Source organism: Spongiactinospora gelatinilytica (assembly GCF_003236385.1).
GTDB classification, from domain to species: Bacteria; Actinomycetota; Actinomycetes; order Streptosporangiales; family Streptosporangiaceae; genus Spongiactinospora; species Spongiactinospora gelatinilytica.
In genome coordinates this window covers 1-10,783 of record NZ_POUA01000273.1, presented here as the reverse complement: position 1 = coordinate 10,783, position 10,783 = coordinate 1, and the positions used below count along the sequence as shown (strand labels likewise).

Below are 10,783 nucleotides of genomic sequence, written 5' to 3'. Positions count from 1 at the left end.
GTGGCGGTGGCGTGCGCTCACCCCTGCGGTAGCAGCCTGCCGTTGCGGAACAGGTCCACGAAGAGCTGGTGGTCCTCGCGGGCGCGGGCGCCGTAGGCGTGGGCGAAGTCCACGAGCAGCGCGGTGAACGCGGCGCCGTCGTCGCCGATGGCCGCCACGATGGCCTCCTCGGTGGAGAACGCGACCAGGTCGTGGCCGGAGTGGTCGTCGGCCACGGCGTGCATGCGGGCCACCGCGACGCCCAGGTCGCGCACGACCGAGTCGAACTCGTCGGGCTCGTTGACCTCGTCCCAGTCGAGGTCGGCGGAGTAGGGGGAGATCTCGGCGACCATCTGGCCGACGCCGTTCAGCTCGGTGTAGCCGAGCCAGGGGTCGGCGTACGCCTGGAGGGCGCGCTGGGACTCGGCGGTGCGGTGTCCCTGGTGGCGGAAGTAGGAGGTGACGCGCTCGTCGTCGATGTGCCGGGCGACCGCCGGGGTCTGCGCCTGCTTCATGTAGAGGATGACGTCGTTCTCAAGGGCCTGGGTGTGCCCTTCCAGCAGCAGGTTGTACGACGGCAGGCCGGCCGAGCCGATGCCCACGCCGGTGCGCACCGCGACGTCCTTGATCGTGTGCTCCACGCCCGTCGACTCCGGGACCGTGGCCAGGTACCCGGCGAACGCCGCCTCCACCGCGCTCCGGGTCTCCGCCCCGACCGCCCGGCGGCCCTCCATGACGGCGAAGCGGCGGTCGTAGTTCTCGATCGTGGTCTCCACGTCGAGCAGGGCCACCCGGGTGTTGAGCCGGGCGCGTTGCAGCACCCGGTGCAGCGCGCCGGTCGTGGTGTCCAGGGTGAGCGAGCCGAGCGCCGTGTCGCCGGACCCGCGGATGGCGGTCAGCTCGGCGAGGTAGGACCCGGCGAAGCCGGTCACCAGGTCGGTGATCGCCTCGTCCGACAGCGCCTTGGCGTACCCGATCAGCGCCAGGCTGGCCACCAGGCGCTTCAGGTCCCAGACGAACGGGCCGACGTACGCCTCGTCGAAGTCGTTGACGTTGAAGACCAGCAGGCCTGAGGAGTTCATGTAGGTGCCGAAGTTCTCCGCGTGCAGGTCGCCGTGGATCCACACCCGCGAGGTCTTGCCGTCCAGGTAGGCGTCGTCGGCGAAGGCCCCGGTCATGTCGGCGTAGAACAGGCAGGCGCTGCCCCGGTAGAAGGCGAACGGCGAGGCCGCCATCTTGCGGAACTTACGGCGGAAGGCGGCGGGGTCACGTTGGATGGACGGACCGAACTCGGTGACGAGCACATCGCGGATGTGCCGGGAACGCTCCATGGCACGCACGCTATCCCAGCGGAGACCGCCGTGATCGCCGGTTGCGCAGTCGTGATCTGCACGGCCGGGGCGGCGGAATGCGCCCACTCTTCAGATCGACGAATCTCGTCATTTCTACGGATAGATACGACGATTCGCCTGCATATCTAGACACAAGATGAGGTGGTCTCGTAGTGTCGCCCCAAGGTTCTCGCCATTCGACCCCTGGAGGCGACGTTGCCCCCCTCGCCGATCGACCTGCACGCCGCCACCACAGTGGTCGACGGGAGCACGGTCATCGAGCTCAGCGACGAGCACATCGAACGGATCCGGCGAGGCGGCGTCACCGCCGTCAACCACACCGTGACCGTCCCCTACGCCGACACCGTCACCGCCCTGCGCCAGGTGAACGAGTGCCGCCGCTGGATCGACGGGCACTCGGACTCGGTACTGCTCGCCCTCGACGTCGCCGACATCGCGCGGGCCAAGGCCGAGGGCAGGGAGGCCGTCATCCTGGGCCCGCAGGACACCGAGATGATCGGCGTGGACCTCGACCTGCTGGGCACCTTCCACGACCTCGGCGTACGCATCCTGCAACTCACCTACCAGCGGCAGAACCTGCTGGGCAGCGGCTGCGGGGAGTCCTCCGACTCCGGGCTCACCCACCAGGGGCGCGCCTTCGTCCGCGAGATGAACGAGCTGGGCGTCCTGGTGGACGTCTCGCACTGCGGCGAGCGCACCGGCCTGGACGCCATGGACGCCTCCGGCAGGCCCGTCGTGGTCACCCACTCCTTCTGCGACGCCCTGTCCCCGCACATCCGGGCCAAGTCCGACGCCTACCTGCGGCGGCTGGCCGAGCAGCGCGGCGTCATCGGGATCACCAGCCTGTCGGCCTTCCTCTACCACCCCGGTGACCCGGCCCGCCGCCCCGACCTCGCCCGCTTCGTCGAGCACGTCTCGCGCGTCGGGGAGGTCGCCGGGATCGACCACGTCGCCGTCGCCACCGACTACGACGAGACGCTCACCGAGGCCATGCGGGCCGAGCAGGCCAAGGCCAAGGAGTTCCACAACCTGCTCGGCGACTGGCCCTGGGACCAGCGCCGGGCCGTGGGGATGGACGACCACTCGCACTTCGCCAACTTCACCGCCGCCCTGCTGGACGGCGGCTTCTCAGCGGAGGAGGTCGGAAAAGTCCTCGGGGGCAACTGGCTGCGGGTCTTCGCCGAGGCGTGGAAGCCCGGGCCATCGATGTCGAACCCCTCTCCCCGCAAGGAGACATCCGATGAGAAGACGCACCCTCTCTAGCACCCTCTCCAGCACGTTCTCCAGCGTGATCGCGGCCGGCGCCGCGCTGGCCGTACTGGCCGCCTGTGGCGGGGGCGGCGCGCCCCCGTCCGGCGCCCAGGGCACGGCCACGGCGAACGACGGACTGACCGCCGACGTCCGCCTCCAGGACGAGACCAAGCCGCAGGGGCCGCCCGAGCCGGGCGGCCGGCTCGGCATCATGATCCGCCTGGACGCCACCGAACTCGACCCGCACCGGATGTCGGAGACCTCGGCCTTCGTCATCAACGAGCAGATCTACGAATCGCTGGTCCACTCCTACCGGGGCGAGATCCAGCCGGCGCTGGCCGAGTCGTGGAAGCAGAGCGACGACGGCAGGACGCTCACCTTCACACTCCGCGACAACGCCTACTTCCACAGTGGCCGCAAGGTGACCGCCGACGACGTCAAGTACTCCCTGGAACGCATCAAGGACCCCAAGACACGGGCCCCGCGAGCGCGCAGTTACGAGTCCATCTCCTCGGTCACCGCCGAGGACGACCGGACCGTGGTCCTGAAGTTGTCGAAGCCCAACGCGGCGATCCTGACGCTGCTGTCCACCTCGGCCTCCTCCATCGTGGACCGTTCGGTGGCGGAAAAGGGCGGCCTCAACGGCGGCGTGGACGGCGGCAGCGGCCCGTTCAAGCTGGCATCAAGGGTGACCGGCCAGACCATCAAGCTCGACCGGCACGACAAGTACTGGGAGAAGGGCGTCCCCTACCTGGACGGCCTGGACTTCACCTTCAACCCCGACGACAACGCCCGCGCCGCCGCCGTCCGCAGCGGCACCATCGACTTCCTGTGGCGTCCGGCTCCCGAGTTCATCGGCGCGCTGAAGGCCGACCAGGCGCTGAAGTGGTACGGCGGGTCCGGCTCCCTGTCGCTGCACCTGCGGCTGAACACGGGCAGGCCGCCGTTCGACAACGTCAAGGTACGGCAGGCCATCTACCACGCGCTGGACCGCCAGGAGATCCTGAACGTCGCCAACTCCGGCTTCGGCACCGCGCTGAACGCCGGCTACCTGCCCCCCGACCGGTTCGGCGCGCTGGCCACGCCGGTGTACGGCAAGCCGGACATCGAGAAGGCCAAGGCGCTGCTCGCCGAGGCCGGCCACGCCGGCGGCTTCGAGGCCAAGCTCATGGTCATCGCCACCTCCGCGTTCCAGGTGCGCTCGGCCGAGGTGGAACAGCAGCAGCTCGCCAAGATCGGGATCAAGGTGACCATCGAGTCGGTGGAGGCCACCATCGCCGACTCCAAGACCAAGTCCGGCGACTTCGACATGTACCAGTCCGGCTTCGGGCTGACCTATGACCCGGACGAGCGGTTCTCGGCCAGCTTCCTCAAGGGCGGCGGCCTCAACTACGGAAACTGGAGCGATCCAGAGTACGAGCGGCTGGTCGTCGAGGCCCGCTCGGAGCTGGACTCCGCCAAGCGCGCCGAGCTGTACCAGCGGGCCGAGAAGATCCTGGCCGAGCGCGGCCCGGTCGCCATGACCTTCCTGAACGCCGACTTCGACATCGTGCAGAAGGACGTCATGGGCTACCAGGGCGACCCCACCCCCACCTACCGCTTCTACCGGCACCTCTGGCTCGACCGCTGACGAGCCCGCAGGAGCACCGACCCGTCGAAAGGGCCACATCCATGGCGTCCGTGCCGCTGACCGACCGCTACATCATGGCGGCCAGGCTCAAGGGTTACCTGAACAAGCACGCCGAAGCCGTAGCGCTGCTGACCGAGGCGCTGGAGCTGGACCCGGGCAGCGCGCGGCTGCTGCGGTTCCGCGGCCACCGGCGCATTTCGATCGGCGACTACGCGGGGGCCGCCGATGACCTGCGCACCGCGGCCGGCCTCCTGGGCCGGGTCGAGGACGAGTACGAGATGTACCAGCCCGAGGTGGAGAAGGACATCGTCAGCCTCGTGCTCGGCCGGCCCGGGGAGGTACGCCCGCAGCACCTCCCCGACAGCGACGCCGCCGGGGACCCGGCGGCGCTGGACCGGTACATGACCACGCTGCACACCTCGGTCTGGTACCACCTGGGCGTCGCCCAGTACCTGCTGGGCGACTTCGCGGGCTGCGTGCCCGCCTTCCGCGAGGCGGAGAACACCGCCCGTCACCAGGAAGGCGTCGTGGCCGCCCAGGACTGGCAGTACATGGCGCTGCGGCGGCTCGGCCGCACCGCGGAGGCGCGGGCGGTGCTCGACCGGTTCCGCGCGATCGACCTGGCCGCGGAGGAGCACTTCGTCGGCTACGAGAGCCGGATGCGCCTCTACACCGGCGAGCTCACCCCCGAAGATCTGTGGGCGACGCTGGACGGCGACGACCTGCGCACCGCGACCCAGGGCTACGGGCTGGGCAACTGGCACTACTGCAACGGCGACACAGAAAAGGCGCGGGAGGTCTTCGAGGCGGTGCTGCGCACCGGCGTCACGCACGCCTTCGCCTACCTGGCCGTGCGGGCCGAGTACGCCCGCGACCCCGATTTCACCGGTGCCCGGGCGTCGGGCGGGAAGGACTGATTCACATGGCGATCATCCGTGTCGAGCTGGGGGCGCGCGATCAGGCGACCCGCGAGGCGCTCATCGCCGACCTGACCGACGTGATGGTCAAGTACGGCTCACCGCGCGAGAGCACCCAGGTCATCCTGTACGAGGTCTCGATGGACCTGTGGGCCAAGGGCGGCGTTCCCTACAGCAGGCGCGCCGCCCGGGCGGCCGAAGGGACGGCATGAGCGCGCCCCACGTGCTGCTCAGCGAGAACCTGTCGGAGATGGCGCCGTGGCTGCACGAGCACCATCCCGGCGGGCGCTTCACCGTCGTGCCGGACGCGGGCCCGCTCCCCGCGGACTGCCTCGACGCCGAGGTCATCCTGCGCAGCGCCATGAACGAGGACCTGTTCGACGACATCCTGCGCGCGGCGGGCAAGCTGCGCTGGGTGCAGATCACCGCGGCCGGCTTCGACTGGATCGGCGGCGAGCCGCTGCGCCGCAGGCTGGCCGAGGGCCTGGTGCTCACCCGCTCGGCGCACTCCTACAGCGTGCCGATCGGCGAGTACGTGATCGGCGCGGCGCTGATGCACTCCCGGGGCTTTCCCGCGCTGCGCGCGGCGCAGGAGCGCCGGGAGTGGGTGAACACCGTCGCCACCGACTTCATCGGCAGCACGATGCTGGTGTTCGGCACCGGGTCCATCGGCTGGGAGGTGGCCTGGCGGGCGGGCGCGCTCGGGGCCACGGTGCTCGGCGTCAACCGCACCGGCGCGCCCGCCCGGGGCTTCACGCGCGTGACGCCGGTCGCGCGCTGCCTTGAGGTGCTGCCCGAGGCCGACTGGGTGGTGCTGGCGATGCCCCTGACCCCGGAGAACCGGTACCTGATCAGGGCCGAGCACTTCGCGGCCATGAAGCCCTCCGCCGTCCTGGTCAACGTGGGGCGCGGCGCGCTGGTGGCCGAGGAGGACCTGGTGGCGGCGCTGACCGGCGGCCGGATCGCGGGCGCGGTGATCGACGTCTTCGAGGAGGAGCCGCTGCCGGCGGCCAGCCGCCTGTGGGAGCTGCCGCGCACGACCCTCACCCCGCACACGTCCTTCCGCGCGTCGGGCAACCTGCGCCGATTGTACGCGGACTTCTGCGCCAACTACGACCGCTTCCTGGCGGGCGAGGCGCTGGAGGGCACGATGCGGCGGCCCGAACTCGGCTACTGAGACACCACGATCCCCGGGCGGAACCTCCCGCCCGGGGATCTTTCCTGCCTGGAGTGGCCGGTCAGCGACCGCGCAGCCGCGGGTCCAGGGCGTCGCGCAGGGTGTCGCCGAGCAGGTTGAACCCCAGCACGGTGATCATGATGCAGACGCCCGGCACCACGGACGGCCAGGCCGACAGCTCCATGAACGACTTGCCCGAGGACAGCATCGAGCCCCATGACGGCTGTGGCGGCTGGACGCCCAGCCCGAGGTAGCCGAGCGACGCCTCGATCAGGATGGCGTAGGCGAGGCTGGTGGTGAACTGCACGGCGATGGGGGCAACCGAGTTCGGCAGCACGTACCTGGTGATGATGCGCGTGTTGCTCAGCCCCACCGCCTGGGCGGACTCGACGTACGGCTCCTTGCTCACCGAAAGGGCGGTGCCGCGCACGATCCTGGCGAAACTCGGGATGAACACGATGACCAGCGCCATGATCAGGTTCTCCGTGCCGGGCCCGCGGGCCGCGACCACGGCCAGCGCCAGCAGCAGCGTGGGGAAGGAGAAGATCACGTCCATGGCGGGCGTGATCACGCCGTCCAGCACGCCCCGGTAGTACCCGGCCAGCAGCCCGAGCGCGACGCCGATGACGCCCGCGCAGGTCACCACGATGAGGCTGACCGTCAGCGACGTGCGCGCCCCGTACAGGGCGCGGCTGAGCAGGTCGCGGCCCGCCTCGTCGGCGCCCAGCGGGAACGTGCCGCCGGGCCCGGCCAGGCGCTGGGCGGACATCGCGGTCGGGTCGTAGGGGGCGAGCAGCGGGGCGAACACGGCGGCGAGGGTCATCACGGCCACGATGACCAGGCCGGCCGCGCCGATCCGGTCTCGCAGGATCGCGCGGAGGAGATTCCCGCCGCCACGGCGCGCGACCGGCGGCGGCGCGGATGCCAGATCAGTGACCACTGCGGAGCCTCGGATCCAGGTAGACGTAGACCAGGTCTACGAAAAGGTTGACCACGACGTAGAAGAGGGCCAGGAAGAGCAGGGTGCCCTGGACCACCGGGTAGTCACGCTGGCTGATGCCGCGGATCACCATGGTGCCGAGGCCGGGCCAGGAGAAGACCTGCTCCACCACGACGGTGCCGCCGAGCAGCGCCCCGGCCTGGATGCCCCACACGGTGACCACCGGTATCAGCGAGTTGCGCAGCGCGTGCCGGGCGACGACGACCCGCTCGCTGAGGCCCTTGGCCCGCGCGGTCCGCATGTAGTCCTGGTTGAGCACTTCCAGCATGCTGGAGCGCGTCATCCGCATGCTGATCGCGGCCAGGCTCGCGCCGAGCGTCACCGCGGGCAGCACCAGGTACGCGAGCCCGATTGTGCCGCCCGGCCCCGACCCTTGCGAGGGCAGCCAGCCGAGCGTGACCGAGAAGACGTAGACCAGCAGGATGCCCAGCCAGAAGTTGGGCAGCGACAGGCCGATCAGCGAGACGAGCCGCGAGGCCGCGTCCAGGAAGCCGTTGCGCCGGGTGGCGCTGAGCACCCCGAACGGGATCGAGATGACCACCGAGACCACCAGCGCCGACACGGCCAGCAGCAGGGTCGCGGGGAAGCGTTCGGCGATCTCGGCCAGCACCGGCCTGCTCGTCCGCATCGAGGTGCCGAGGTCGCCCTGCAGCAGGCCGCCGAACCAGTTGAGGAACTGCTCGTGGATCGGCATGTCCAGGCCGAAGTAGCGGCGCATCGCGGCCTCGACCTGGGGGTCGCCGAAGTCCTGTCCCATGATGGAGCTGATCACGTCACCCGGGATCATGCGGATCACGAAGAACGAGATGACCGAGATGCCGAAGAGCACGGGCACGACCGAGGCCAGGCGGATCAGCGCGATGCGCAACATGGGCCACTCCTAGGTGCGGGGGGTGAGCGCGACCCACATCGGGGGCCTCAGTCCAGGTCTGTCACGTTGTCGTCGATGGCGATGTCCCTGGCCCACTCGTGGAGGCGCTTGGCGACGCGAAGCACCATGACGGTCCGGCTCTCCATGACCCCGTCCAGGTTGCCCAGCCGGCCGGTCCAGAAGGTCCGCATCTCGTTGCTGGAGGCGAAGTAGCCGACCGCGATGATGTCGAACTGCCCGGTCACGTGGTAGACGTAGGCCATCTCGGGCATGGCCGCGAGTTTTTCGATGAGGTCGTCCGTCGCCCCGGGGGCGCTTTGGATCTCGAACAGGGTGTGGACGGGGCGGCCCATGAAGGGCGCGCTCGCGATCGCGGCGAAATGCAGGTGGCCCTCGGCCACCAGCCGCTCGACGCGCCGCCGGACGGAGCCCTCGGACAGGCCCACCTTCGCGGCTAACGCGACGTTGCTCTGGCGCGGATCTCGGACCAGCTCGCGGACGATGCTGCGGTCCTTCTCGATCGAGCCTTTCGGCGGCATTCTTCCCCATCCCAAGGAATGTCGTACTTCGACGGTCACATGAGCCTAGACGACGAGAATCGTGTGTGCAACACTCCAAATCTACGAGGAACGCCGCTAGCGGTGTGCTGTTCACTGGAGGCTGTATGGCCTTGCTGGAGGTCCAGGACCTGCGGACCGAGTTCCGCGCCGCGCGGGGGCCGGTGGCGGCCGTCGATGGGGTGTCGTTCAGCGTCGACGCGGGCGAGATGGTCGCGCTGGTCGGCGAATCGGGCTGCGGGAAGTCGGCCACCGCCCAGTCGATCATGGGGCTGATCGTGCCGCCGGCCGGCCGGGTCACCGGCGGCAAGGTGCTCTTCGAGGGACGCGATCTGCTGCGGATGAAGCCCCGCGAGCTGCGCGCGGTGCGCGGCGGCGGAATGGCCATGATCTTCCAGGACCCGATGACGTCGCTCAATCCGGTCCTCACCATCGGCCGCCAGCTCACCGAGGCCCTTGCGGTCCATATGGGGTTGCGCGGCCGGGCGGCGCACTCCCGGGCGGCCGAGTTGCTGGAGATGGTACGGATCCCGGCGGCGGAGTCCCGGCTGGCGTCCTATCCGCACCAACTGTCCGGCGGCATGCGCCAGCGTGTGATGATCGCGATGGCCCTGTCCTGCGAGCCGCGGCTGATCCTGGCCGACGAGATCACCACGGCCCTGGACGTCACGATCCAGGCGCAGATCCTCGAACTGCTGCGCGACCTCGCCAGGGACACCGGCACCGCGGTGCTGTTCATCACCCATGACCTCGGCGTGGTGGCCGGCATGGCCGAGCGGGTCAACGTCATGTACGCGGGCCAGATCGTCGAGCGCGCCGGCACCGTGGCGCTCTTCCACCGGCCGCGCATGCCCTACACCTGGGGGCTGCTCGGTTCGGTGCCCCGGCTGGACCAGGCGCGCGGCGGCAGACTGCGGCCGATCGCCGGGCAGCCGCCGGAGCTGTCCGCGATGCCGGAAGGGTGCAGGTTCGCTCCCCGATGCAACCATGCGCGGGACATCTGCCGCGACTCCCCGCCTCCGCTGACACCCGTCCCCGAGGGCGGACTCACCCGCTGCTGGGGCATGCGCCCGGCCGCCGAGGGCGGCTGGCTGTCCCCCGACGACCGGCACGCCGAGCCGATGATCAAGGAAGCCTGATGTCCGATCCCGCTCCCCTGCTGCGTGTACGCGATCTCGCGGTCGACTTCAAGGTGCCCGTCAAGGGCTCGCTGCGCCCCGGGCGGCTGCGCGCGGTGGCCGGCGTGGACCTCGACGTCGTACGCGGCGAGATCCTGGGCGTGGTCGGCGAATCCGGATGCGGCAAGTCCACGACCGGGCGGGCGATCCTGCGCCTGCTGCGGCCCAGCGCGGGCAGCGTCGCCTTCGACGGCACCGAGCTGACCACGCTGCGCCGCGGCCCCATGCGGGCCATGCGCCGCCGGATGCAGATGATCTTCCAGGACCCGTACGCGTCGCTCAACCCGCGGATGACCATCGGAGAGCTGATCGAAGAACCGCTCCTGGTCCACTCCGGCCTGCCCGCCGCCGAGCGGCGGGCCAAGGGCCTGGCCACGATGGACCTGGTCGGGCTCAGCAGGCACTGGCACGGCCGCTACCCCCACGAGCTGTCCGGTGGCCAGCGCCAGCGGGTCGGCATCGCCCGCGCGCTGGTCAGCGGCCCGGAGTTCATCGTGGCCGACGAGCCGGTGTCGGCCCTGGATGTCTCCATCCAGGCACAGATCGTCAACCTGCTGGAGTCCTTGCAGGACGAACTGGGTCTGACCATGTTGTTCATCGCGCACGACCTGGCCGTGGTACGCCACCTGTGCGACCGCATCGCGGTGATGTACCTCGGCACCGTCGCCGAGATCGTCGACTGTGAGAGCCTCTACACCCGTCCCCGCCACCCCTATACCCGGGCGCTGCTGTCCGCCGTGCCGATCCCCGACCCGCTGGTCGAGGCCGGACGCCGGCGCCGCATCCTGACCGGTGACGTACCGAGCCCGCTCGCCCCGCCCACCGGATGCCGGTTCCGCACCCGCTGCTGGAAGGCCCAGGACATCTGCGC

The 10,783-nt window shown here is 70.2% G+C and carries 11 protein-coding genes; 7 read left to right on the top strand and 4 right to left on the bottom strand.

Annotation, left to right across the window (positions count from 1 at the left end; all coding sequences use genetic code 11):
* Nucleotides 1–17: 17 nt before the first annotated feature.
* Nucleotides 18–1,310 (bottom strand): DUF2252 domain-containing protein, encoded by a 1,293-nt coding sequence (locus C1I98_RS27625; protein WP_111170338.1) that lies wholly within the window; start codon nucleotides 1,308–1,310, stop codon nucleotides 18–20.
* A 216-nt stretch (nucleotides 1,311–1,526) separates the two neighbouring features.
* Between C1I98_RS27625 and C1I98_RS27620 the strand changes: the two genes are divergently transcribed.
* Genes C1I98_RS27620 through C1I98_RS27600 form a run of 5 tightly spaced genes read left to right on the top strand, consistent with a single transcriptional unit; the run spans nucleotide 1,527 to nucleotide 6,306 of the window.
* Complete coding sequence (locus tag C1I98_RS27620) at nucleotides 1,527–2,594, top strand: dipeptidase (protein ID WP_158558202.1); 1,068 nt, start codon at nucleotides 1,527–1,529, stop codon at nucleotides 2,592–2,594.
* The gene (locus tag C1I98_RS27615) at nucleotides 2,572–4,212 is read left to right on the top strand and encodes an ABC transporter substrate-binding protein (RefSeq protein WP_111170336.1); all 1,641 of its coding nucleotides are present in this window, start codon (nucleotides 2,572–2,574) and stop codon (nucleotides 4,210–4,212) included. The genes C1I98_RS27620 and C1I98_RS27615 overlap by 23 nt, the downstream gene beginning before the upstream one ends.
* Nucleotides 4,213–4,253: 41 nt before the next feature.
* Nucleotides 4,254–5,129 (top strand): tetratricopeptide repeat protein, encoded by an 876-nt coding sequence (locus tag C1I98_RS27610; protein WP_111170335.1) that lies wholly within the window; start codon nucleotides 4,254–4,256, stop codon nucleotides 5,127–5,129.
* A 5-nt stretch (nucleotides 5,130–5,134) separates the two neighbouring features.
* Nucleotides 5,135–5,341, top strand: a complete 207-nt coding sequence (locus C1I98_RS27605) for a tautomerase family protein (protein WP_111170334.1) — start codon at nucleotides 5,135–5,137, stop codon at nucleotides 5,339–5,341.
* Nucleotides 5,338–6,306: a D-2-hydroxyacid dehydrogenase gene (locus tag C1I98_RS27600; RefSeq protein WP_111170333.1), complete on the top strand. Its 969-nt coding sequence runs from the start codon at nucleotides 5,338–5,340 to the stop codon at nucleotides 6,304–6,306. The genes C1I98_RS27605 and C1I98_RS27600 overlap by 4 nt, the downstream gene beginning before the upstream one ends.
* Before the next feature lie 61 nt (nucleotides 6,307–6,367).
* Here C1I98_RS27600 and C1I98_RS27595 read toward each other — a convergent pair whose 3' ends face one another.
* From C1I98_RS27595 to C1I98_RS27585, 3 genes are read right to left on the bottom strand one after another with little or no spacing between them, the layout of a single operon-like run.
* Nucleotides 6,368–7,246 carry an ABC transporter permease gene (locus tag C1I98_RS27595; protein WP_199537262.1) on the bottom strand — a complete coding sequence of 293 codons (879 nt, stop codon included), beginning with the start codon at nucleotides 7,244–7,246 and terminating at the stop codon, nucleotides 6,368–6,370.
* Complete coding sequence (nikB, locus tag C1I98_RS27590) at nucleotides 7,236–8,177, bottom strand: nickel ABC transporter permease (RefSeq protein ID WP_111170332.1); 942 nt, start codon at nucleotides 8,175–8,177, stop codon at nucleotides 7,236–7,238. Before nikB ends, C1I98_RS27595 begins: the two co-directional genes overlap by 11 nt.
* A gap of 47 nt (nucleotides 8,178–8,224) precedes the next feature.
* Nucleotides 8,225–8,716, bottom strand: a complete 492-nt coding sequence (locus C1I98_RS27585) for an Lrp/AsnC family transcriptional regulator (RefSeq protein ID WP_111170331.1) — start codon at nucleotides 8,714–8,716, stop codon at nucleotides 8,225–8,227.
* A gap of 125 nt (nucleotides 8,717–8,841) precedes the next feature.
* Between C1I98_RS27585 and C1I98_RS27580 the strand changes: the two genes are divergently transcribed.
* Nucleotides 8,842–9,873: an ABC transporter ATP-binding protein gene (locus C1I98_RS27580; RefSeq protein ID WP_111170330.1), complete on the top strand. Its 1,032-nt coding sequence runs from the start codon at nucleotides 8,842–8,844 to the stop codon at nucleotides 9,871–9,873.
* On the top strand, nucleotides 9,873–10,783 hold a 911-nt coding region (locus C1I98_RS27575; protein ID WP_111170329.1), incomplete at its 3' end, for an ABC transporter ATP-binding protein. The genes C1I98_RS27580 and C1I98_RS27575, both read left to right, overlap by 1 nt.

Coding starts and splice junctions, on each gene's coding strand:
- C1I98_RS27610 (WP_111170335.1), top strand. CDS start 4,254: ATGGCGTCCGTGCCGCTGACCGACCGCTACATCATGGCGGCCAGGCTC.
- C1I98_RS27625 (WP_111170338.1), bottom strand. CDS start 1,310: ATGGAGCGTTCCCGGCACATCCGCGATGTGCTCGTCACCGAGTTCGGT.
- nikB (WP_111170332.1), bottom strand. CDS start 8,177: ATGTTGCGCATCGCGCTGATCCGCCTGGCCTCGGTCGTGCCCGTGCTC.
- C1I98_RS27615 (WP_111170336.1), top strand. CDS start 2,572: ATGAGAAGACGCACCCTCTCTAGCACCCTCTCCAGCACGTTCTCCAGC.
- C1I98_RS27605 (WP_111170334.1), top strand. CDS start 5,135: ATGGCGATCATCCGTGTCGAGCTGGGGGCGCGCGATCAGGCGACCCGC.
- C1I98_RS27600 (WP_111170333.1), top strand. CDS start 5,338: ATGAGCGCGCCCCACGTGCTGCTCAGCGAGAACCTGTCGGAGATGGCG.
- C1I98_RS27585 (WP_111170331.1), bottom strand. CDS start 8,716: ATGCCGCCGAAAGGCTCGATCGAGAAGGACCGCAGCATCGTCCGCGAG.
- C1I98_RS27580 (WP_111170330.1), top strand. CDS start 8,842: ATGGCCTTGCTGGAGGTCCAGGACCTGCGGACCGAGTTCCGCGCCGCG.